General features: G+C 58.7%; 24 protein-coding genes. 11 read left to right on the top strand and 13 right to left on the bottom strand.

The features are described 5' to 3' along the window. Positions 1–4: 4 nt before the first annotated feature. The 4 genes from ACWPM9_RS08915 (at position 5) to ACWPM9_RS08900 (ending at position 2,276) form a co-directional block, all read left to right on the top strand. Positions 5–238 carry a BolA/IbaG family iron-sulfur metabolism protein gene (locus ACWPM9_RS08915; protein ID WP_428186991.1) on the top strand — a complete coding sequence of 78 codons (234 nt, stop codon included), beginning with the start codon at positions 5–7 and terminating at the stop codon, positions 236–238. Positions 239–250: 12 nt separating this feature from the next. Further along, positions 251–481, top strand: coding sequence for a hypothetical protein (locus tag ACWPM9_RS08910; protein WP_428186992.1), 231 nt, complete (start codon positions 251–253; stop codon positions 479–481). 140 nt (positions 482–621) lie between these two features. Then, entirely contained in the window at positions 622–954 is a 333-nt protein-coding gene (gene grxD / locus ACWPM9_RS08905) for a Grx4 family monothiol glutaredoxin (RefSeq protein ID WP_428186993.1), read from the top strand. A gap of 116 nt (positions 955–1,070) precedes the next feature. Then, positions 1,071–2,276: a multidrug effflux MFS transporter gene (locus ACWPM9_RS08900; RefSeq protein ID WP_484757629.1), complete on the top strand. Its 1,206-nt coding sequence runs from the start codon at positions 1,071–1,073 to the stop codon at positions 2,274–2,276. Between the two features lie 84 nt (positions 2,277–2,360). On the opposite strand, the gene ACWPM9_RS08895 is transcribed toward ACWPM9_RS08900, so the two are convergent. The 5 genes from ACWPM9_RS08895 to rpsD form a co-directional block, all read right to left on the bottom strand. Further along, on the bottom strand, positions 2,361–3,182 hold the full coding sequence (locus tag ACWPM9_RS08895; protein WP_428186994.1) for an inositol monophosphatase family protein: 822 nt from the start codon (positions 3,180–3,182) through the stop codon (positions 2,361–2,363). Between the two features lie 31 nt (positions 3,183–3,213). Continuing rightward, a complete protein-coding gene (locus ACWPM9_RS08890; protein WP_484757438.1) occupies positions 3,214–4,041 on the bottom strand; it encodes an inositol monophosphatase family protein in 828 nt (275 codons plus the stop codon). Between the two features lie 45 nt (positions 4,042–4,086). Beyond that, on the bottom strand, positions 4,087–4,959 hold the full coding sequence (gene ttcA, locus ACWPM9_RS08885) for a tRNA 2-thiocytidine(32) synthetase TtcA (protein ID WP_428186996.1): 873 nt from the start codon (positions 4,957–4,959) through the stop codon (positions 4,087–4,089). Positions 4,960–5,026: 67 nt separating this feature from the next. After that, positions 5,027–5,953, bottom strand: coding sequence for a glutaminase (locus tag ACWPM9_RS08880; protein WP_428186997.1), 927 nt, complete (start codon positions 5,951–5,953; stop codon positions 5,027–5,029). A gap of 111 nt (positions 5,954–6,064) precedes the next feature. Next, positions 6,065–6,682 (bottom strand): 30S ribosomal protein S4, encoded by a 618-nt coding sequence (gene rpsD, locus ACWPM9_RS08875; RefSeq protein ID WP_428186998.1) that lies wholly within the window; start codon positions 6,680–6,682, stop codon positions 6,065–6,067. A 369-nt stretch (positions 6,683–7,051) separates the two neighbouring features. Here rpsD and ACWPM9_RS08870 point away from each other — a divergent pair, with 369 nt between their 5' ends. From ACWPM9_RS08870 to ACWPM9_RS08855, 4 genes are all read left to right on the top strand, one after another. Next, complete coding sequence (locus tag ACWPM9_RS08870) at positions 7,052–8,092, top strand: endonuclease/exonuclease/phosphatase family protein (RefSeq protein ID WP_484757437.1); 1,041 nt, start codon at positions 7,052–7,054, stop codon at positions 8,090–8,092. 135 nt (positions 8,093–8,227) lie between these two features. Beyond that, positions 8,228–9,058 (top strand): D-alanyl-D-alanine carboxypeptidase family protein, encoded by an 831-nt coding sequence (locus ACWPM9_RS08865; protein ID WP_484757436.1) that lies wholly within the window; start codon positions 8,228–8,230, stop codon positions 9,056–9,058. A gap of 36 nt (positions 9,059–9,094) precedes the next feature. Then, positions 9,095–10,330, top strand: coding sequence for a peptidase T (gene pepT / locus ACWPM9_RS08860; RefSeq protein WP_484757435.1), 1,236 nt, complete (start codon positions 9,095–9,097; stop codon positions 10,328–10,330). 62 nt (positions 10,331–10,392) lie between these two features. Next, complete coding sequence (locus tag ACWPM9_RS08855; protein WP_428187002.1) at positions 10,393–10,812, top strand: DUF1810 domain-containing protein; 420 nt, start codon at positions 10,393–10,395, stop codon at positions 10,810–10,812. Between the two features lie 4 nt (positions 10,813–10,816). On the opposite strand, the gene ACWPM9_RS08850 is transcribed toward ACWPM9_RS08855, so the two are convergent. Together ACWPM9_RS08850 and ACWPM9_RS08845 are read right to left on the bottom strand one after the other, a co-directional pair. Next, on the bottom strand, positions 10,817–12,343 hold the full coding sequence (locus ACWPM9_RS08850; RefSeq protein ID WP_484757628.1) for a helicase HerA domain-containing protein: 1,527 nt from the start codon (positions 12,341–12,343) through the stop codon (positions 10,817–10,819). A 143-nt stretch (positions 12,344–12,486) separates the two neighbouring features. Further along, positions 12,487–12,708 carry a DUF1127 domain-containing protein gene (locus ACWPM9_RS08845; RefSeq protein WP_484757434.1) on the bottom strand — a complete coding sequence of 74 codons (222 nt, stop codon included), beginning with the start codon at positions 12,706–12,708 and terminating at the stop codon, positions 12,487–12,489. A gap of 131 nt (positions 12,709–12,839) precedes the next feature. Between ACWPM9_RS08845 and ACWPM9_RS08840 the strand changes: the two genes are divergently transcribed. Then, a complete protein-coding gene (locus ACWPM9_RS08840) occupies positions 12,840–13,553 on the top strand; it encodes an ArsR/SmtB family transcription factor (protein ID WP_484757627.1) in 714 nt (237 codons plus the stop codon). 41 nt (positions 13,554–13,594) lie between these two features. Here ACWPM9_RS08840 and ACWPM9_RS08835 read toward each other — a convergent pair whose 3' ends face one another. The 5 genes from ACWPM9_RS08835 to ACWPM9_RS08815 all read right to left on the bottom strand — a co-directional run bounded on the left by ACWPM9_RS08835 (position 13,595) and on the right by ACWPM9_RS08815 (position 18,619). After that, positions 13,595–13,828: a hypothetical protein gene (locus ACWPM9_RS08835; RefSeq protein ID WP_484757433.1), complete on the bottom strand. Its 234-nt coding sequence runs from the start codon at positions 13,826–13,828 to the stop codon at positions 13,595–13,597. Positions 13,829–14,222: 394 nt separating this feature from the next. Then, entirely contained in the window at positions 14,223–15,032 is an 810-nt protein-coding gene (gene murI / locus ACWPM9_RS08830; RefSeq protein WP_484757432.1) for a glutamate racemase, read from the bottom strand. Between the two features lie 115 nt (positions 15,033–15,147). Further along, a complete protein-coding gene (locus ACWPM9_RS08825) occupies positions 15,148–17,067 on the bottom strand; it encodes an FUSC family protein (RefSeq protein ID WP_484757431.1) in 1,920 nt (639 codons plus the stop codon). 80 nt (positions 17,068–17,147) lie between these two features. Continuing rightward, positions 17,148–17,972, bottom strand: a complete 825-nt coding sequence (locus ACWPM9_RS08820; protein WP_428187007.1) for an RNA methyltransferase — start codon at positions 17,970–17,972, stop codon at positions 17,148–17,150. Positions 17,973–18,100: 128 nt separating this feature from the next. Then, positions 18,101–18,619 (bottom strand): hypothetical protein, encoded by a 519-nt coding sequence (locus tag ACWPM9_RS08815; protein ID WP_484757430.1) that lies wholly within the window; start codon positions 18,617–18,619, stop codon positions 18,101–18,103. A gap of 232 nt (positions 18,620–18,851) precedes the next feature. Here ACWPM9_RS08815 and ACWPM9_RS08810 point away from each other — a divergent pair, with 232 nt between their 5' ends. Beyond that, on the top strand, positions 18,852–20,063 hold the full coding sequence (locus tag ACWPM9_RS08810) for an NADP-dependent isocitrate dehydrogenase (RefSeq protein WP_428187009.1): 1,212 nt from the start codon (positions 18,852–18,854) through the stop codon (positions 20,061–20,063). A 174-nt stretch (positions 20,064–20,237) separates the two neighbouring features. Continuing rightward, positions 20,238–21,878 (top strand): SulP family inorganic anion transporter, encoded by a 1,641-nt coding sequence (locus ACWPM9_RS08805; RefSeq protein WP_484757429.1) that lies wholly within the window; start codon positions 20,238–20,240, stop codon positions 21,876–21,878. Here ACWPM9_RS08805 and ACWPM9_RS08800 read toward each other — a convergent pair. Then, positions 21,873–23,111, bottom strand: a complete 1,239-nt coding sequence (locus ACWPM9_RS08800; RefSeq protein ID WP_484757428.1) for a GGDEF domain-containing protein — start codon at positions 23,109–23,111, stop codon at positions 21,873–21,875. The genes ACWPM9_RS08805 and ACWPM9_RS08800 overlap by 6 nt on opposite strands. Positions 23,112–23,173 lie beyond the last annotated feature (62 nt).

The following is a 23,173-nucleotide window of genomic DNA, read 5'->3' as shown; positions in this document are numbered from 1 at the left end:
CAAAATGGCAATGAAACCAGGCGACATCGAAGACATGATCAAGGCGGGCATCCCCGGAGCAAAGGTGGTGATCCGAGATCTGGCCGGCGATGGCGATCACTATGCAGCCGAAGTCGTCGCAGAGGCGTTCCGTGGCAAGACACGCGTTCAGCAGCATCAGATGGTCTACGATGCGCTCAAGGGCAATATGGGCGGCGTTCTGCACGCATTGGCGTTGCAGACCTCCATTCCGGAATAGGACTGAAACGCCATGGCCAGTCTCGTCGGTGAATTCGTAGAAAAACTGGTGGAGGGCGCCCTCAGAGAAGTCCTGAAAAAGACCACCGGGCGCACGACGACACGCCGGCGCAAACGTCAGGCCCGCTCGGCCACCACCGGACGGTTCGTCCGCAAGAAGACCACCGCGGCCAGGAAGCCAGCCCGCAAACAGGTCAGCAAACGCCGCACGGCCGCCAAGCGCAGCAAACAGCGTAGCCGGTGACCAGTAGGTTTGGGTGGGAGAGCCCGTTCGGGCAGCAGATGCCTTATTTTTCCCTCCCCCTGCTGGAATTCGCGGCCGTCCATGCTATCTAGAGGCAAAGCAAGCAGCGGACCTTGAACCCGTATGTGAAAGGAAGATCCATGAGTGTCACCGAATTCATCGCCAATGAAGTGAAGTCCAACGACGTCGTCGTATTCATGAAGGGCACACCGCAGTTTCCGCAATGTGGCTTCTCCGGTCAGGTGGTCCAGATTCTCGATTACCTCGGCGTCGATTACAAGGGCGTGAACGTGCTCGCCGATGACGAGATCCGTCAGGGCATCAAGGAGTTTTCCAACTGGCCGACGATCCCGCAGCTTTATGTCAAGGGTGAGTTTATCGGCGGTTGCGACATCATCCGCGAAATGTTCCAGGCCGGCGAATTGCAGGGCCACTTCGAACAGCAGGGCATCGCCGTACGCGGCGCTGCATAAAACCCGACAAACCGCATTACCTATCTATATTGAAGGCGCTGCCCAGCAGCGCCTTTCTCTCTGTTTGGAAAGTCTCTATGTCCAGTACGTCTGAAAATCCAGCAGCGCTTGGCGCGATGCACCGGATTGAATTCATCGCGCTCATGGCAGCGCTGATGTCGCTGACCGCCCTTGCCATCGACAGCATGTTGCCCGGCCTTGCGCTGATCGGCAGCGATCTGGGCGTGATCGATCCGAACCACAATCAATATATCGTCTCATCATTTCTGCTGGGCTTCGGCATGGCGCAGCTGGTCTATGGACCGGCCTCCGACCGGCTCGGACGGCGCATTCCCGTCCTGTTCGGCCTTGGCCTTTATATCGTCGCCGCTCTCGGCGCGACCATTGCGCCAAACTTCGAGACCATGCTCACCTTGCGCGTAATCCAGGGCATTGGCGCCGCATCGCTGCGCGTCATCACCGTCTCGATCGTCCGCGACGTCTATGGCGGTCGCCGCATGGCTGAGGCCATGTCCCTCATCCTGATGGTCTTCATGATCGTGCCCGTTATCGCACCCGGTACCGGTCAGGTGATCATGCTGTTTGCCGATTGGCACTTCATCTTCGTCTTCATGGCGTTGGGTGCGGCCGTGGTCGGCCTGTGGACCTATATTCGCTTGCCAGAAACCTTGCCGCTCGATGAGCGACGTCCCTTCACACCGAAGGTCATCATCGAAGGTTTCAAGATCGTGATCACCAACCGGATCGCACTGTGCTACACTCTGGCCAGCACCTTCATCTTCGGTGCGCTGTTTGCCTTTATCAATTCCGCCCAGCAGATCTATATCGATATCTACCAGCTCGGCGAATGGTTCGCGGTGGCCTTTGCCGCCGTGGCAATCTTCATGGCGCTGTCTTCCTTCATCAATGCCAAGCTCGTCGGGCGTTTCGGCATGCGGCGTCTGTCGCATGGGGCATTGATCGGTTTTATGCTGATCAATCTCATCTGGCTGATTGGCCATCTTGTCGGCCCCTCGCCCATGCCCTTCCCGCTGTTCCTGACGCTGTTTGCGCTGGCAATGTTCCAGTTCGGCTGGATCGGCTCGAACTTCAACTCGCTCGCGATGGAGCCTCTGGGACGCGTTGCCGGCACGGCTTCATCGGTGCTGGGCTTCCTCAGCACCATCGGCGGCGCATTGATCGGCGCGGTAATCGGCCAGTCCTTCAACGGAACGGCAATCCCGATGGTTGCCGGCTTCTTCGGCGTTTCGGTCTTGGGCCTTGTCTTCGTGTTGATCGCCGAAAAAGGAAAACTCTTCCAGCCGCATAATCCAGCCGTCTGATTTCGAAACAGAAATGAACGATTGAACGAAAAAGCCCGCGAAGCTTACTTCGCGGGCTTTTCTTGTTGCGCATTGGACGGCCTGTCAGCCGTTGAAAACCTTCTCGGCAAGCTCATCCCAGGCATCTTGATCGCAGGCCACCAGCAGGCCGCCATCGGTGTGATGCGGCAGATAGGGCGAACCGTCGAGCCGCGCGGCATGGGCGCCCGCTTCCTGCGCGATCAGCACGCCTGCCAGATGATCCCACGGCATCAGCTTGCGATACATCAGGAAGTGGAAATGGCCGCCGACAAAGGTGCGATATTCATGGGCGGCACAGCGATAGCTGGTGAACAGACGGACATCCGCCAGGCGCGCCAGCAACTGGCGACGTTCCTCCAGGGCGACATAGCTGGTATTGGCAATGCCGACCATCTGTTCCAGCGGAACACCGGGGACGACCTCCAACTGGGTCTGCATGCCATCCGGACGAACGGACCAGGCGCCTGACCCTTTCTCCGCGATCACCCAGTCGTTACCGATCGGGTCATAGATGATGCCGGCAACCGTCTCGCCCTTGGAGACGACGCTTAGCATCACCCCGAACAGTGGCAGACCCGCGGCAAAATTGAATGTGCCATCAATCGGATCGACGATGACGGCCAGATCCGCGCCCTGGATCTTGTCGAGCAGCGCCGGGTCGCTTGCCACCGCCTCTTCACCGATGAAGAGCGCATCTGGCATGATCTCGGCAATGCGCGCACCGATCAGACGCTCGGCGGCCTCGTCGCCTTCGGTCACCAGATCGATGGCCTCGGTCTTCATCCTGACGTCGCCCTCTTCCAGATTGCGAAAGCGCGGCAGGATTTCCTTTACCGCGGCCTCCTGCAAAAGATTGGCAAGCGTTGCGATGTCGAGGTTTTCCATGCTGTCTCCTTCAATTATCCGTCTTTGAAAATCAGATCGACTGTACGATCTCGGCCAGGATCAATTCCCAGCAATCGCGGTCCGGCGCCGAAAGGATGCCACCGCTGGTATCGCCCGGCAGATAAGGACTGCCGTCAAACCGCGCAGTATATCCGCCCGCCTCTGCGTGGATCAGAACGCCGGCCAGATGATCCCAGGGCATCAAGCTGTGATGCCCGATGAAATGAACCTTGCCAGTCGCCGCCATCCAGTATTCATAGGCCGAGCAATTATAGCCGAATGCCATCTTCGTCTTGGCGAGATTGCCGGCAATGCGTCGACGTTCCTCATAGACGATATCGTTCATCGAAATTGTCCCGACCATCGTCGAGAGCGGCACCGATGGCGCAACCGCAATCGTCATCTCGGGGCCATCGTGACCGATAAAGCGCGCACCGCCATTCTTGATGGCAACGAGGCTGTCGCCCATCACGGCTTCATGAATGATGGCAGCGACCGTCGCACCCTTGCTGACAACCGCGAGATTAGTGCCGAACATTGGCAATCCGGCCTGAAAATTGAATGTCCCGTCGACGGGATCGATGACAAAGGCGAGATCGGCGTCGCGCAGGCCTTTAATCACGCTTCGATCGTTCTCATAGGCTTCTTCAGCGACAATATGAGCGCCCGGAAAATGCTCCAGCAGCAGCCGCGTGATCCGCTTTTCCGACATCAGGTCAGCATCTGTGACCAGATCGATGGAAGACTTCTTCTCGGCGATATCGCCAGCAGCGAGCTTTCGAAAGCGGGGCAGAATCTCTTCGGACGCAGCCTCCCGGACAATCTCAAGCAACAGATCAAGCTGGCTGTCATCAAACATTTTCAGACTTTCCCTGGGGGGTTAAAAAGGAAAGCCCCGCCTGCACTAGTCATGTGACGCCGGCGTGACAGCGAGACTGGAAAAGTCGAACAGTTTGGGATCGAGCAGATGGGATGGATTGGTGTGGGAAAGCGCCCGCAACATGGTGTCCTTGCGTCCCGGCATTTTGGCCTCGATGCCGGACAGCATCTCTTTCATTGCGTTGCGCTGAAGGCCATCCTGCGAGCCGCAGAGATCGCAAGGAATGATCGGAAACTCCATGGCCACGGCAAACTTGGCGAGATCCTCTTCAGCCGCATAGGCCAGCGGTCTGAGCACCATCAGATCGCCCTCATCGTTCAACAGCTTCGGCGGCATGGCAGCGAGACGCCCGCCATGGAAGAAGTTCATGAAGAATGTTTCGAGGATGTCGTCGCGATGATGTCCCAGCACCAGCGCGTCACACCCTTCTTCGCGGGCGATACGGTAGAGATTGCCGCGCCTGAGCCTTGAGCAGAGCGAGCAATAGGTGGCCCCTTGCGGTACCTTCTCCTTCACCACCGAATAGGTATCGCGATATTCGATACGATGTTGAACGCCAATCGATGTCAGATACTCGGGCAGAATGTGCTTGGGAAAATTGGGCTGCCCCTGGTCGAGATTGCAGGCGATCAATTCCACCGGCAACAATCCGCGCCATTTCAGATCGAGCAGGATCGACAAGAGACCATAACTGTCCTTGCCGCCGGACATGCCGACCAGCCAGCGCGTCTGTCCCTTGAGCATGGCGAAGTCTTCGATCGCCTGCCGGGTCTGGCGCAGCAACCGCTTGCGCAGCTTGTTGAAGGACACGCTTTTCGGCGCACCGGAAAACAGCGGATGTGCACCGGTGTCCTCGACGGTATCGTCGGCAACGTCTATTGGAGAAACGATGGTCACAGTCTGAACCTTCCTGCTCGGTTCGTCAGAGCGGTTTTGAGGGGAATGCCCCCTTACGCGGCCAAGATCAAGTCCCGAAGACGGACCAGCCTGTACGGTTTGTCAGCATTTCCAGCGCAACCGACCCCAAAGCCGAATTTCCGACCTTGTTCAGACCCGGAGACCAGACAGCAATAGAGGCCTTGCCCGGCGCGATCGCCAGGATCCCGCCGCCGACGCCGCTCTTGCCCGGGAGCCCGACATGGAAGGCAAAATCTCCCGACCCGTCATAATGCCCACAGGTCAGCATCAGCGCATTGATACGCTTGGCTCGCTTGGGCGACACAACGGAAAAGCCGGTAATCGGATTGGTGCCGCGATTGGCCAGAAACAGGCCTGCATGGGAAAGCTGTACGCAATTCATGGCGAGCGCGCATTGATGGAAATAGACGCCCAGCACATGTTCGACCGGATGATGCAGATTGCCGAAGCCATGCATGAAATTGGCGAGTGCAAAATTGCGGAACCCGGTACGCTCCTCTGAGTGAGCCACCTTCTCGTCGATCGACAGGCTGTCATCATCGGCCAGGTAGCGCATGAAGCGCAGATATTCGCCAATCGCCTCGCGCGGCTGGTGACCTCCCAGCACGACATCCGAAACCACGATGGCCCCAGCATTGATGAAGGGATTGCGGGGTATCCCGTGTTCCTGCTCAAGCTGAACGATGGAGTTGAAAGCGGAACCGGACGGTTCGCGGCCCACCCTGTTCCAGATCGTTTCGCCGACCTGCCCCAGTGCCAGCGTCAGCATGAAGACCTTCGATACGCTCTGGATGGAAAAGGAGGTCGCGGCATCGCCTGCGGTAAATGTGTCGCCGTCGACGGTGGTGATCGCAATGCCGAATTGGCGGGGATCGATCCGCGCCAGCTCTGGAATATAGTCGGCAACCTGCCCCTCGCCCAGCCTTGGAGCGAGCTCTTCGACGATCTCGTCAACAACTACCTGCAGATCCATGTCATGCCTCGTGTTCGAACCTGGCAATGCTCATCATGACCGCTGATTTTCGCGGCGCAAACGAAAAAGCCGCCCCGAAGGGCGGCTTTTCCAAAATCCATCCCGCAGGGATTAACGCGAATAGAATTCGACGACGAGCTGCGGTTCCATGATGACGGCGTAAGGAACGTCCGACAGTGTAGGAATACGAACGAAGGTCGCAACCATCTTGTTGTGATCGACTTCAACGTAATCCGGAACGTCGCGCTCAGCGAGCTGAACCGACTCAAGCACGGTCACCATCTGCTTGGACTTTTCGCGCACTTCGATCACGTCACCTGGCTTGCAGCGGTAAGAACCGATGTTCACCTTGATGCCGTTGACCTTGACGTGGCCGTGGTTGATGAACTGACGCGACGCGAAAACGGTCGGTACGAACTTGGCGCGGTAGACGATGGCGTCCAGACGCGACTCGAGCAGACCGATCAGGTTTTCACCTGTGTCGCCCTTGCGGCGGTTGGCTTCTTCGTAAGTCGCGCGGAACTGCTTCTCGCGGATATCGCCGTAGTAGCCCTTGAGCTTCTGCTTGGCGCGAAGCTGAACACCGAAGTCAGACAGCTTGCCCTTGCGGCGCTGGCCGTGCTGACCTGGGCCGTATTCGCGGCGGTTGACCGGGGACTTGGGACGACCCCAGATGTTTTCGCCCATACGGCGGTCGATTTTGTACTTGGATGCAGCGCGCTTGCTCATCGCATTTCCTTCTCAAACAATTACACCGGTTTGTTACCAAACCGGATCAAGGAAACACGCCCTCCTCTGAACCTCATTTTGGAAGTTCTGACAGGTTTCTCTCGTTCGCGAACGGTGAAACCACGGGACATGTCGTTGAAACACCGGACATTGCGGCCCGGTGTTGATGGGGTCTTTAGGCAGGGATCACCGTAAAGTCAACCAGTTTTGCGCAATAGGTGGCGGAATGCCCCCGAAGTTGTCACGCAACCGCTGTCATCAAGCTGAATACAATCTGGAATAGAAGGCGTAAACTGCATTCCACCGCCCAACCTTAAATCTCGCCGGGACTGCGCGTCCTGTCTGGCTGTTTCAAAGAGAGGAAAGACAATGGCCTACTACAAGAGCCTCAGGAATGAAACGCGCTATCCGCTTGGCAAGGACAAGCCCGGTCAGGCCGGCTGGATATCCGAGCGGCTCTTGCGACTGCGTGCCATGCTGAACGGCAAGATCACGGCCATTCGCCAACCGAACTCGCTGATCATCGGGTCCTGGAACATCCGCCACTTCGACGGCGGCCGGCTGCGCCTTGATGAAAGCATGCATTATATTGCCGAGATCATCGATCACTTCGATATCTGCGCCATCCAGGAAGTGAAGACCATCGAGGCAATGGAACGCCTCATGCGTCTTTTGGGCCCCAATTGGGACTATTTCGTCAATGACAGCTCTGGCGGCGGACGCGGCAATCATGAGCGCATGGCCTTTGCCTACAACAAGAACAAGGTGTTCTTCCGCAATCTGATCGGCGAACTGGTTCTGGAAAAGGACACCTTTGCCGGCAATGAACAGATCGGCCGCACACCATTCTTTGCCGCTTTCCAGTCCGGCTGGTTCCGCTTTGTGCTGTGCTCGACGCACATTGTCTTCACGGAACAGGAAGGCCGTCCCATGCGCGAGGATGAAATCCGCGCCGTCGCAACCGTGCTGCGCCAGCGCGCCCGGGAAAGCGACGAAGTCCATATCATGCTGGGCGACATGAATATCGACAGTCCTCAGGATGCCAGCATGAAGGCACTGACCGATAACGGCTTTCTCGTCACGCCCCTGCCCGCCTCGTCGCTCGATGGCAAGAAAGCCTATGACCAGATAGCCTTCACCGGCCCCGCCGACGTCAAGCATATGCTGAATGCCGGCATCATTCCCTGGCATGACGTGATCTACTCCAGGGAAGAGGCAGCCGCTTACGTTGCCATGGCAGCACAAGAGCCAAAGCCCGAAGACGGCGGAAAGGTCTACCCGAAAACCGATCGGGCCTTCTCCAGCTGGCGCACCCATGAAATCTCGGATCACCTGCCCGTCTGGATCGAAATCCAGACCGACTATTCCAATGCCTATCTCCAGGACATCGTGCAGATGAAGCCCAAATAGACGGTCAAGCTTGCGTGAGGTCCAAACTCTGAACCATCAAAGGTCATGAGTTTGATAACGCAAAGGCTGACAGGGGCGTCAAACTGGTTTATTCGACCTTTCGAAAACCTACACCAGTTCCAGTCAGGGCCTTACATGCTTCAACGCATCCAGCGTATCCTTCTTGGCGCAGCCTTCACCGTGGCGCTCGGCCTTCACGCCGGCATGGCACAAGCAGGCCAGGCCCATATCGTCGTCGACGCCTCCAGCGGAATGATCCTCGAGGCCGCGAATGCCAATGAGCTGAACTATCCTGCCTCGCTCACCAAGATGATGACGCTCTACCTGACCTTCGAAGCCATCCACAACGGCACCCTGACCTGGGATGAGCGGCTGGTCATGTCGGAAAATGCCGAAAGCAAGGACCCCTACAAATATGCAGTCGGCGTTGGCAACACCATCAGCGTGCGCGAAGCGGTAATGGGCATGATCGTGCTCTCGACCAACGATTCCGCTGTCGCCGTGGCCGAAAAACTGGCGGGCTCCGAGGCAGCCTTCGGCGAGGTCATGACCGCCAAGGCCCATGAACTGGGCATGCGCGACACCGTGTTCACCAATCCGGCTGGTCTGCCCGACCCGGCCCAGGTGACCACTGCGACCGACATGGCGCGCCTCGGCATGGCGCTCATCCGAGATTTTCCGGAAGAGTACCCGATGTTTGCATCGAAGACGCTTCAGTTCCGCAGCATGAAGTTTCGCGGGCACAACGGCGTTCTCTCCGCCTTTCAGGGCGCCGATGGCATCAAGACTGGATACACCGAAGCCTCCGGATACAATCTAGTCACCTCCGCTGTCCGAAACGGCAAACGGGTGGTCGGCGTCGTGCTTGGCGGCAAGACCGCAGAAGAACGCGATGCGGAAATGATTGCACTTCTGGAACGCTATCTCGGCCCGGCAACGCCTGCCGCACCGACACAATCGCAATAGTTTTCCCGGCCCCAACCGGATAAGGAATTTCAGACAATGACCGATACTGTTTTGAGCCGCTTGCTGCGTTATGTCGTCATCGACACGCAGTCGGACCCGGAATCCGATGCTCAGCCCTCGACGGAAAAGCAGAAAGACCTGAGCCGCCTGCTGGCCGCGGAATTGCAGGCCATGGGCGTGAAAGACGCCCACATGGATGAGCATGGCAATGTCTACGCCACGATCCCGTCCAATGTCGACAAGGCTGTCCCGGCTATCTGCTTCTGCTCGCATGTCGACACCGCACCCGACTTCACCGGCACCGGCGTCAAACCGCAGGTGGTCAAGGCCTATGCGGGCGGCGACATCCAACTGGTCGGCGATTCCAGCCAGGTAATCCGCATGGCGGACCATGCCGAACTGAAGAACCAGATCGGCAATGATATCGTCACCACCGATGGCACCACGCTGTTGGGCGCCGATGACAAGGCCGGCGTGGCGGAGATCATGACGGCAGCGCAGTTCTTGATCGACCACCCCGAAATCCCTCATGGTGACGTGAAGATCCTCTTCACCACCGATGAAGAGATCGGACGCGGTGCCGACAAGGTCGACCTGAAGAAGCTGGGCGCCACATTCGGCTACACCATGGACGGCAGCACCATCGGTGAGATCGAGAATGAGACCTTCTCCGCCGATGGCGTCGACATCGAGATCACCGGCGTTTCCATGCACCCCGGCACAGCAAGGGGTGTCATGGAAAATGCCATCAAGATCGCCGCCGACATCGTTGCCCGTCTCCCCAAGGACAAGGCACCGGAAACCACAGGCGGCCGTGATGGCTTTATCCACCCGACCGACATCTCCGGTTCGATGGACAGCGCCCATCTGCAGTTCATCATCCGCGATTTTGCCGAACAGGGCCTTCACGAGAAGGAAGACCTTCTAAAGCAGATCGCCGAAGACGTACTCAAAGCCTATCCGGGCTCCTCCATGACCTTCAAGGTGCGCCAGCAATATCGCAACATGAAGGAAGTTCTGGATCAGCATCCGGAAGTCATCGCAAATCTGGAAGAAGCCGTCCGTCGCGTCGGCCTGGAGCCGGTTCTGCACAGCATTCGCGGCGGCACCGACGGTTCGCGCCTCTCCTTCATGGGCCTTCCCTGCCCCAACATCTACACCGGCGGCCATGCCTACCACTCACCATTGGAATGGGTGAGCGTTCAAGACATGGAAAAGGCCGTGGAAACGATCGTGGCACTGGTGAAGGTCTGGGAAGAACGCGCCGCCTGACCGGCACTTACCTCCAGTTGAGATGTGCGTCAGATATCTGAATGCAATGGCAGGAGACAAATATGAGCGCCCCTTTCAACCTTGAGCGCTTCGTCACGGCGCAAGACGCGGTTTATGCCGACATCTTGCGCGAACTACGTGCCGGTCGAAAGACCAGCCACTGGATGTGGTTCATCTTCCCGCAGGTCCGGGGGCTGGGCTCCAGCCCGATGGCCGAACGCTTTGCCATCTCGTCGCTCAACGAGGCCCGCGCCTATCTGGCGCACCACGTACTCGGCCAGCGCCTTGTCGAATGCTGCGATATTCTTGTCCACTTGGAGAACAACGATGCGCGCACGATTTTCGGCTCGCCTGACGATTTGAAACTGAAATCATCGATGACGCTGTTTGCCTGTGTCAGCCTCGACGGCAATATCTTTGAAGACGTGCTCGACAAATTCTATGGCGGCGCGTCCGATCCGCAGACCATAGAAAGGCTCTAGCGCCTCACTCGGCGGCCTCTTGGCCACCGGCCACGTCGTCCGGCGCGTCGGCAGCTCCGGGCGCGGTCTCCACTTCGAGTTCCGGGAAAGCAACAATGCGCTTCCCGGACAGGTCTGTGTGGACGACGATCAGCCCCTGTTCTTCGAAATAGCCAAGCAGACGTCTGGCCCGACGGGCCGAATGCGTGCCATAGGCCTTGGCAATGCGCTGGTCCGATGGACAGGCTTCACTGGCAAGGGCAGCCTTGGCAACCAGCAGGAAAACACCCTTCAGATCATCCGCCACCTGATCGGACAACGACAAGACGGTTGCCCAGGCCTCGGATGCAGCCATCTCCGCATCCACGCCCGAACGGGCTATCGCCACCCGGCGACGAAACTCGCCCATCGCCATGGGCGAGCCACCGACACGCCGCATGCGGGAACGCACCAGAAATTCCTGATAGAGCACGGAATCGGTGCGGTAGGCCGATTGCGGATCGCCCAGGATCTCGTCGAGTACGCTAGACAGCCGTTCGTCGCGCTCTTCTTGCGAAAGCGCCGGCGCGGAAGGCCGTGATGGCGTAGCGGGAATGATATCCTCGCCGGCAACCGGCGCCTTCGACAACTCGGCCAGAATATCGGTCGTCGGTCGCGGCGCAGCCGTCGCCCGGCGCGGCGCCATTGGCCGATTGAACTCTTCGGGATCGGGCGTGAAGATCAGATCCTCGACATCCTGCGGTGCGTCCGGCAAAGGCATCAACTTCGGTGATGATGAACGGGCGGAGGTTTCAACGGCACCAATGACGATCGGCAAAGGACGCCGCGACAAGGCCGGCCCCAGCGCCACGAAATTACCGCGCTGAAGATCCCTGAACATTTCCGCCTGGCGGCGATCCATGCCCAGAAGATCGGCAGCGCGTGCCATGTCGATATCGAGAAAGGTTCGCCCCATCAGGAAGTTCGAGGCTTCCGCCGCCACGTTCTTGGCAAGCTTTGCCAGACGCTGGGTGGCAATGACACCCGCAAGTCCGCGTTTACGGCCACGGCACATCAGATTGGTCATGGCACTGAGCGAGGATTTGCGCGCGTCTTCGGACACCTCACCGGCGACAGCCGGAGCAAACATCTGCGCTTCGTCCACCACCACCAGGACCGGATACCAGAATTCACGGTCGGAATCGAAAAGCCCGTTGAGGAAGGCGGCGGCTGCCCGCATCTGCTGGTCGACTTCCAGTCCCTCCAGCGTCAGCACGCATGACACGCGGTGACGGCGAATACGATCGGCAATACCGATCAGCTCGGCCTCGCTGCGCTCGCCGTCCACGACGATATGGCCGTATTTTTCGGACAATGTGACGAAGTCGCCTTCGGGGTCGATAATGACCTGCTGCACCCATTGTGCCGACTGTTCGAGCAAGCGGCGCAGAAGATGCGACTTCCCGGAACCGGAATTGCCCTGCACCAGCAGACGCGTGGCAAGCAATTCCTCGATATCGAGCGAAGCCGGTTGGCCGCCCGATAGGGTTCCCATGTCGATCCCGACCTTCAACGTGACAGTCCTCGTGAATGCGAATGCGTGAACATGGCCGATTCCGCCAATCGGCAATCCGATCTCTTAACAGAATTGCGATGGATGAGACGCATCCAATGCGGGCAATTCACAGGGAATTCGGCCCATGACGCAAAAATACATCAGCGCCAGAACGGCTTTTCCGCCTCACGCTTTGCCTGCGTTCGGCTGAGGCCGATGTCCCTCAACAAATGGTCGTCCAGTTCCCGAAGCGCCAACCGACTACGTGCCTTTCGCGGCCAGAAAAACAGTAAGAGCCGAACCGCGTGTTTCAGCCGGTCTCGAAATGCAGTCTGGGGGACAACATCGGCCTCGATGGCGGTCGTTTCAAGAGAATCGGACATGCGGTTCGGCTCCTGTTGGATCATGACCCGACCTGCCTATCGGATTGCAGCGAGACGATGCTTCGGCGCTTACCGTAGTATCAGCTGATGACGTTGCGCTGCGCTGCCGCTATCATTGGTCCATGAACACGATGATATCCGGCATCAATCTCGCGGAAGTCGCGGCCCTGATCGGCGATGTGGCGCGCGCCAATATCCTGTCCGCCCTGTTGGGCGGCAAGGCGCTGACGGCGAGCGAGCTTGCCTGGTCAGCGGGTGTCACGCCGCAAACGGCCAGCGGCCATCTGGCCAAACTGCTGGACGGCCATCTGGTCGCGGTGGAGAAACAGGGGCGTCACCGCTACTATCGCCTCGCCTCGGCAGCTGTGGCCCAGACGCTGGAAAGTGTGGCCAACCTGAGCATGGACGGACCAAAACGCCATCGACCGACCGGCCCGAAAGACGCGGCGATGCGCCACGCCCGTACCTGTTACGACCACATGGCTGGCAGACTCGCGGTCGCCCTTGCCGAACGCTTTGAACAGGACGGCTATCTACACCTTGGCGATGGCGCGGGCATCGTGACAGACGAAGGCAAACGGTTCTTCTGCGATTTCGGCATCGACCTCGCACCGGATCGCAAGAGCACACGCCCTCTCTGTCGCTGCTGCCTCGACTGGAGCGAGCGTCGCATGCATATCGGCGGGAGGCTCGGAGCCGCACTTCTCCAGCGCTGCATAGAGCTCGGCTGGCTGCGCAATGGACCTGACAGCCGAACCCTTGCGATCACCCGACCGGGCGAACGCGGCTTTCGCGAGACCATGCAGATCGGGCCGGAAGACCTGATGCTCCCCGACCCGCTTTGACGGCATAACCCAATGCTCAACAGTCCTTCGGCGGTCACTTATCAGAATGGGGCACGTCTGAACCAGATTTCGTCCCTGGGCTTTTCCGCGCGACGCTCATACCCGATGTCGTGCAGCATGTGTGCGTTCAGATCTTCGATGCGATTTTGACGCCACTGGCGTTTTGCGCCAAACGCCGCAGCGACCGCGCGCAAGACACGCAAGACGCCGAATTCGGCGCACAGTTTCTCGATTTCGGCATCGACGGAAACAACTTTTGATTGAAATTCACGCATAGGTTCTCATCCCGGCGCCAAACGGTCGCCGGATCCTTTACGGGTAAATGTGTCATCATGAACGATGCGACGAATATCCGCGTGAAGACGCAGTACGCCTACAGCAGGAGTCGCTCACATCGGAGATAAGGGCTTGACGCTAAAGCGCTGAAATATCGACCTTAGGGTCGAGAGAGCATCATTGCGCACTGCATCCCGCCAAAGCGGGACGAAGTGGAACGAGCCAGTCCGCCAGAGCGACGTCGAACTACGTAAAAATGCATCATATAACGTCTCCTCTGAATTGAGTTGCGGATGGAAAATTCTATGCCACGCGTCGTGGCCTACGACAAGACCGCAATTGGCGATTGCGCCCACTCTTGCATGACAGTGGCAAAAAAGCCACAAACCGAGATCAGCCGGTTACAGCATCCGCGATCTGCAGCCCAAATCCCTGCAACAGGCGTCGGGCGGAAAAATCCGGCTTGCCGGAGGTGAACACGGCGAAGTCGTGCTGGTCGGGATGCAATGCGCAATCGACCAAAGGCACCTGCCGCCGCGCCTGCCGGGCGATCGCTTCTGCCGGATCGATCCAGTCGACAGGCCACGGTGCCAGACGGCGAAAGACATTGGCCATGAAGGGGTAATGCGTACAGGCAAGCACCACGATATCTGTGCGGCGGCCATCCTGCTCGATGAAACAGGGCATCACCTCGTGAAGCACAGCATCGTCGGCAACGGTTTCGCCACGCACATAGCTTTCAGCCATGCGCGCAAGGTTTTCGGACCCGACCAGGCGCACATGACAGCGCGCCGCAAAGGACTGGATCAGGTCGCGCGTATAGGCGCGCTTGACGGTCCCAGGGGTCGCCAGAACAGAAACGAGGCCGGAACGCGTGCGCTCCGCAGCAGGCTTGATCGCCGGCACAGTGCCGATGAAACATATATCCGGAAACCGGGCGCGCAGATCGGCTCCCGCCAGAGTGAAGGCGGTGTTGCAGGCAATGACCACGGCCTCAGGATCATAGGTTGCCAGCAAGCGCTCGAAAAGTGCAAGTATGTGGGCCTTGAGCGGTTCCTCTTCCCAGCCGCCATAGGGAAAGCCGGCATCGTCGGCAATGTAGATGAAGCCGCGTTCCGGCATTAGCACCCGCGCCTCGCGCAACACCGTCAATCCGCCAATACCGCTATCGAAAATCAGAACCGGCTTCAAAACATCTGCCATCGCATTTCCCCGGTTCCCGTCAACCCATCGGCTATCTGACATCTACACATTCCCTGACCGCCTGTTGCGGCGTCATTGCGGCACACGGGATCATTTTCAGGCTGCTGCGCCAAGGTCAATGTGGGTAAAGCCGGTCGAGGGTGGCACCCAGTGTGTCGAGACTGTCCGTCATCGGGCGCTGCGGCATCGGCATGCTGGACGGCGGACGCCGAATGCTGTCGCGTGCCACGTAAAAACACGCGGCCTTCTTCGACTTCAATTGCGCCAGAAGGTCCATCAGAGACATGATCATATCATCTTCCCCCTTGCTGTCTGTTGTTTCCGTCTCGGCGCGTTTGCGGGCAGACAACCTCGCCCAATAGGTGGCTGCCAGAAACAGTGCCAGCGTCTGGCGCACCCTGCCCGGTCGGGTAATGACCTGCCAGGAGGTGCCAAGCGGACGAGCCGCATCGACCAAGGCGCTGTAGCTCTCATCCAGCGTCCGTGACAGGCGCTGCAACGCGCCAGGGTCTACCTGTTTGATGCGCAAAGCACCGAGCAGGTCCTCAAGCGCCGAATACCAGGCCTCCACGGCAGTCTCCAATGGACCGCGTGTATGGGCCGGAAAAACGGTGGCGGATACGAGCACACCCGCGACCGCACCGATGACGGTCTCCTCCACGCGCAGCACCATCAGATCGAAGGTCAGAACTCCGAGCAGTGAATAGGCGAGCGCAATCACAATCGAGACGAAAAACGTCATGCGGGCATAGGAGACCGGCAGGTTGAAAAAGGCGAGAAACAGGGCAATGCCAGCCAAGCCGCCGGCAATCACTGGCCGGTCGCCAATAGCCAGCGCCAGGAGCAGTCCGGTAATGATGCCCAAAAGCGTGCCAAGCGCCCTTTCGGTGCCCTTGACCATGGTATCGCCGCGAGAGCGGGTATTGGTGAACACGAGAAAGGCACTGAGAACCGCCCAGAACCAGCGGTCACGCGACAAGGCAAGGCCGGCACTCATGGCAAGTGCAGATGCGAGTGTAATCTGCACCGCTGTCAACACAGCACGGTCACGCAGGCTGATTTTCACCGGCTTGGCAGTTGCTTGAGGCTTTGCCGGCGGCAGGCGCGTCAGCGCCTTCGACCTTGCAATCACCTCCCGCCGTGCCTGTACAAACCAGCCAAGCGCATGCGCGCTTTCGCTTTCACTGGCCGCGAAATCCTTCGTATTCGCTCCGGCTTCGATCGACTTGCGCAGCAGCTCGACCGGCGGCAGTGAACCGGCACTGGCCACGATCACGCTTTCTGCGGCGAGCTGCAATTCGATCAGGCTGGTCTGCAATGCAATCATCGCCTCGTCGAGCTTGCCTGAATCATGGCCGGACAACAGGCCATTGGCCACCAGAACGGCCTCTTTGAGCCGGTGTGAGCGCATGCGAAGCCGTTCCATCTGGGCTTCGTTCAATTCCCCATCGCGCGCGATGGCAATCAACGCTTCAACGACCTGCTCCGCACGCTGCAAGGCAGCCGTTGTCGCGCCCTTGAGGCTCTTCAGCCGATTGTCGGGCAACAGCACGAACCGAACCGTTTGCGCCACCAGCGCAGACATCACGATACCGGCAATCGCCCAAGGGATCTCGGAGAATTGAGGATGGAAATAGGCAGCCATGAAATAGGCCATGAAGGCATACATGCCCACGGCCATCCAGCGGGGACCATAGGCCCGGCCGAACGCGGCGAGAAAGATGACCGCCAGAAACGCCAGGTCGCTGTAGAACCGGTGCGCCTCCAGCATCGAAGCGGTCAGCACCGAGAGGGATGCGGCAACAACGCCCAGACCGCGCGTCACGGCTTGGTTGAGCGCACCGCTATCGCGCACGACCAGCACACCCTGCACCGACAAGATCATGCCAAGACCATAGGCAGCAACGGGCATCGGATGAACCAGATGAGAAAAGGCGGTGATCACCGCCAGCGCCAGAACAATGCCAATCGTCACACGGCTGGCAAGCTTGGTGCGCACCAATGCCGGATCAATCGCGAGAAGCGTGTCTCTCAACCCTAACCTGATCACCTTCACCCGCTCTCCGGAATCGCGACATGCAGATTACCGGACGCTAACACGGGGTGCGGCCAGCGTCACACTTGATCGTCACTGTCGCCGTCTGCCTCGATACCGTCTTTCATGTTCCGCTTCGGGTTCTGCCGGCTATAACGATCGAAGGTTCTGAACACCCCGCGCAAGACGTTGATTTCCGGCGATGTAAAGGCGCGGCGAGACAGAACGGCACGCAGATTTTCGATCATGCGTTGCTTCTTTCCCTCCGGACGGAAATAACCACGCGCATCAAGCGCCTCTTCCACCTGCTCGAACAGGCCGAAAAGCTGATCCTTTGTCGCTGGCGTTTGCTCCACCGCATCGAAGCGGGTTTGTGTCAGGTCATCCATGCCCGAATTCATCCACTCATAGGACATCAGCAGAACGGCCTGGGCAATATTGAGCGAGGCAAAGGCTGGATTGACGGGAAAGGTCACGATCTCGTCGGCCAGTGCCACTTCCTCATTGCTCAACCCCCAACGCTCGCGACCGAACAAGATGCCGGTCTTCTCGCCAACACGGAACCGGCCACGCAGCGTCTGCGCCGCCACAACGGGAGATCGCACAGGTTTGAAACCATCGCGCTCGCGCGCCGTCGTCGCATAAACGAAATTGAGATCGGCGACGGCCTCTTCCAGCGTGTCGAATACCCGCGTCCCATCGATCACGTGATCGGCCTTGGAGGCCGCCGAACGCGCTTTCTCACTCGGCCAGCCATCCCGTGGCTTCACCAGTCGCAGTTCGGCCAGGCCGAAATTGGCCATGGCGCGTGCGACCATACCGATATTCTCGCCAAGTTGCGGCTCAACCAGAATGATCGCCGGTCCCTCGGCCAGAAGTTCGCGCTCGCTATTGGTCCCTGCCATGGCCTGCTCTTTATGCATGTTAAAATCGGCGGTTCACTCGCACAAAGTCAGGCAAAAAGCAAAACATCGCGGCGAAAGGCCGAGACCCTCGGCGGCCGGGCCCTGATACGGATGCGATTGCGGCTCGCTTACTGCGCGGCAATCAGTTGCATGTCTGCTCTGACCGATCCCTGCAGATTGCCGTCCGATGGCGGGTGGATATCATCGATGACCGCATGTCCATCTTCGTCGATGACATCGAAGTGTACCTCTTCCACACGCAGGTTCTCCGGCGCATCGCCAAAGCACTTGGTGTTGTTGAACCGCGCGACCACATCGGTCACACCATCGGACGTTTGACCTTGCGAAATGGACAGATCTTCCAGCGCGCAGCCGTCCTGTGCGTTCAGGATAACGTCATAGTCGAAGGGTGTCGTGCTGTCGTCGAACACGGGATACTTTGCCGCGGCCCGGTATTCGGCGACGAAGGCCTTGCTATAGATCGAATTGAGCAGGTCGTCGGCAAAAATATCGCGCCCCTCGCCGCCATCCTCGCTCCAGTTATCGGCCGTGATGTCCATGACCGTCTTGACCGGAGGTGTCAGATCGCCGGCAAAGGCCGCAACTGGGAATAACAATGCAAGGGGAAGCAAGAAACGAAGGGTCATGGAACTGTCCGGGCTGTCTATCGAAGGCGCCGCCCATGCTGGACCTTGTCGACAACGACCGCAAGGCGGGCACAGGAAAGCAATAACCAGCCTTTACGCCATTCCCCAGAATAAAAAAGGGCCAATATTGGTACCGCGCGCCTTTGCCTCAGACGCACACGATGCTATAGCCCAGCCGATTTCGCATTCAATCCCGGCGGGATGACATCCCTACCAACACAAGAGGCAATTCATGAAAAAGATCAAGGTTGCAAACCCGGTCGTCGATCTCGACGGCGACGAGATGACCCGCATTATCTGGCAGTTCATCAAGGACAAGCTGATCCTGCCCTATCTTGATCTCGACATCGAATATTACGACCTCTCCGTGCAAAAGCGCGACGAGACCGATGACCAGATCACCATCGATGCAGCAAACGCCATCAAGAAGCACGGCGTTGGCATCAAGTGCGCGACGATCACGCCAGATGAAGGTCGCGTCGAGGAATTTGGCCTGAAGAAGATGTGGCGTTCGCCCAACGGCACGATCCGCAACATCCTTGGTGGCGTGATCTTCCGCGAGCCGATCATCATGAAGAACGTGCCGCGCCTCGTTCCAGGCTGGACCAAGCCGATCATCGTTGGCCGTCACGCCTTCGGCGATCAGTACCGCGCCACCGATTTCAAGTTCCCGGGCAAGGGCAAGCTGTCGATCAAGTTCGTCGGTGACGATGGTCAGACCATCGAGCATGACGTGTATGACGCGCCGGCAGCCGGTGTTGCGATGGCCATGTACAACCTCGACGAATCGATCATCGATTTCGCCCGCGCCTCCTTCAACTACTCCCTGCAGCGCGGCGTCCCCTGCTACCTGTCGACCAAGAACACCATCCTCAAGGCCTATGACGGCCGCTTCAAGGACCTGTTCCAGGAAATCTTCGACGCCGAGTTCAAGGAAAAATTCGAGGAAGCGAAGATCTGGTACGAGCACCGCCTGATCGACGACATGGTCGCTTCGGCGCTGAAGTGGTCCGGCGGTTACGTCTGGGCCTGCAAGAACTACGATGGCGACGTCCAGTCCGACATCGTGGCTCAGGGCTTCGGCTCGCTCGGCCTGATGACCTCGGTTCTGATGACCCCGGATGGCCAGACGGTTGAAGCCGAAGCTGCCCACGGCACGGTGACACGTCACTACCGTCAGCATCAAAAGGGTCAGGAAACCTCGACCAACTCGATCGCCTCGATCTTCGCCTGGACACGCGGCCTTGCCCACCGTGCCAAGCTGGACAGCAATGACGAGCTGAAGACCTTCGCTGAAACCCTGGAGCGGGTCTGCATCGAAACCGTCGAGTCCGGCTTCATGACCAAGGATCTGGCGCTGCTGATCGGCCCCGACCAGCCGTGGCTCTCGACAACAGCCTTCCTCGACAAGATCGACGAGAACCTGCAGAAGGCAATGGCTTGATTGCTGCCCGCTATTGACGAAAGAACGAAAAGCGGTCCCCCGGGGCCGCTTTTTTTATTGCCTCGAGGGAAGGCCGGATCGGCAAAGTCAGCCGATTTGGATTGGCATGAGACTCAGCGTAGCATCCGATGATCGCAACCGTGTCATCCTCCTTCGAGCTGTCGACAACCCTTCATGAACCAGGACCTCACCCCGAAACTGATCAGCGTCCTTGTTGAAGGCTATAACCGCGCGCGCCTGAAAAAGGACGCAATATCCGGCCTGACGGTTGCCATTGTCGCGCTGCCCCTTTCGATGGCCATCGCCATTGCCTCAGGCGTAACACCGGATCGCGGGCTCTATACCGCGATTGTCGGTGGCTTCCTCGTTTCCATGCTGGGTGGCAGCCGCCATCAGATCGGCGGTCCGGCCGGAGCCTTTATCGTGCTGGTCGCGGCAACCATGGCACGTCACGGCATTGAGGGATTGCTTCTCGCCACGGCCATGTCGGGCCTGTTTTTGATGGCGGCAGGCTTTCTCAGGATTGGCACCTATATCAAATTCATTCCCTATCCCGTGACGGTCGGATTCACCGCCGGCATCGCCGTCATCATCTTCGCAAGCCAGGTCCGGGAACTGCTTGGCCTCACCTTGTCGGGTCCGGAGCCCGGCGCCTTCGTGGCAAAGATTGAGGCACTGGTCGCAGCCGCATCGACGATCAGCCCGTCAGCGACCACGATTGCAGGTCTGACAATTGCGGTCATTCTCCTTCTGCGCCGCCTCAAGCCCCATTGGCCGGGCCTGCTGATCGCAGTGATTCTGGCCTCTATCGTGGCTACGCTGTTCGGCCTGCCTGTCGAAACCATCGGAACCCGTTTCGGCGGAATTCCCCGGTCGCTCCCCTTGCCGTCCTTCCCAGCCATGTCGCTGGACCTGGCACTCGATGTCCTGCCAAGTGCCCTGTCTTTCACCTTGTTAGGAGCCATTGAATCGCTGCTATCGGCCGTCGTTGCCGATGGCATGACGGGCCGGCGTCATCGCTCGAACATGGAACTCGTCGCCCAGGGGTTCGCCAATGTCGGCTCCGCCCTTTTCGGTGGCATCTGCGTAACCGGCACGATCGCGCGGACGGCGACCAATGTACGCGCCGGCGCCACCAGCCCGTTTTCCGGCATGCTGCATTCGGTCTTTCTTCTGATCTTCATGCTCGTCGCCGCACCGCTTGCAAGCTATATTCCGCTTGCCGCGCTGGCCGGCGTGCTCGCCGTCGTCGCCGCAAACATGGTTGAGCGCCACGCCTTTGCAGCCCTCATGCGCTCGTCGCGCGGGGATACCGTCGTTCTGTTTGCCACATTCCTTCTCGTCGTCTTCCGGGACCTGACAGAAGGCATCGTCGTCGGCTTTGCAATCGGAGCCATGCTTTTCATCGATCGCATGAGCCGCAATGTCACAATCCGGCCGCACATAGGCCGCGACGACAAGACCGAGCATCCAATAGACAACACGGACAGCGATACGGTGATTTACCGACTGGGCGGCGCCTTCTTCTTTGGAGCAGCGGCAAGCGTGGGCACGGTGTTGGATCGCATTGCAGACAGCTACAGCAATTTTATCCTCGACTGCTCGGATCTGTCCTTCATGGACTCCACCGCGGCCAATGTCATTGAAGGCACGGTCCGAAAGGCGGAAAAGGCCGGCGTCAGGATCTATATCAGCGGCACGAATGACGAGTTTCGCAGACTGTTGCAGACCCACGACGTTGCGCCAGCAAGGGTGGTCTTTACCAAGACAATCGAAGAGGCCTGCGAATTGATCGGCAATACGGGACGGTCATGAAGGCTGTCGCACAGGCCGGCTCCCACCGCGTCTATCGACACTCTTCTCCGCCATTTTTGCTGCAATCAGCTTCAGTCCCGAACTCGGGTTCAGAGCCGAGACACGGTTGCGGCCGCCGCGTTTGGCAATGTAAAGCGCCCGGTCGGCAAGACCGAACAGGAAGGTCACCTCTGCATGGCCGACGACATCGGCACAAAGTCCCTGGCTGACGGTCATGTGGAGTTGCTCGGCGCCGACCCGGATCGGGCAGCTCTCCACCTCTTTGCGAATACGTTCGCAGTGGATCTTGGCCTCTTCAATTCCCATACCCGGAAAATAGATGGCGAACTCCTCGCCACCGATCCGGCCGAAAATCATGTTAGGCGCCAGCGTTCTTTCCACGATGGCACAAAACATGTTCAGCGCCTCGTCGCCCGCACCATGACCATAGGTGTCATTGATGCGCTTGAAATGGTCGATATCGAGCAGTGCAAGCGCACCTCGATTCGTCCCGTCGGCACGCGCGGCCGAGACATAAGAGATAAACGCCCGCCGATTAAAGATGCCCGTCAACTCATCCACTTCCGAGGCGACGCGATAGCGCAATTCTGCACGCTCGCGAACCAGTACGAAAATCGCAACGGCAGAAAACATCATCTGCAGAAATGAGATAAACATGAAGAGCGGGGGCCAGATGGACACGCCCGCATCCACTGGATCCAGCAAAGCAGTGACCATGGCGACGCGCATCAGATAAGCTGCAGCGATCGCACCGAAGACATACGAAACTGCCGACCGCACCGAGTGCTGACCGGGTACCCGTCCACCCCAGGCGATCCGCGAAACGATTATGGACTGGTATGCCACCAACACCGATGCGACGATGACCCGCGACAACTCGTTATGTTGAAAATCGGGCCAGAACGCATAAAGCCCCGACCATATCAACGGACTAAGTGCAGATGCTGTGATCGAAATTGGCTTGCCGTCATAGGCCTGAAAACCAGCGCCGTATAACAAAAGGCACACAAAGATCAGAAAATTGCCGATACCAAGCGCCAGCCAGGGCGGCAAAAGCGACGACAGTCCGAGCAGGATCGAGCCGATCGATAGGCACCAATAGCCGATCGACCAATATTTCAGCCCGGCATCGCCGCGGCTATCCCACCAGGAAAAGGTCAAAAAACAGCCGATGATAGCGGTCGTGGCACCAACACAGAGCCACATCGTCGGGATATGAAAGAGAAGAGTCACAAGGCCATCTCACCAATTCGTAGAGAGCCAAGACTACATGAAAAAGAATGAATAAACGGAGA

The sequence above is a fragment of the Agrobacterium sp. H141 genome, from assembly GCF_057158725.1.
This window is presented reverse-complemented; position numbering and strand designations above follow the sequence as displayed.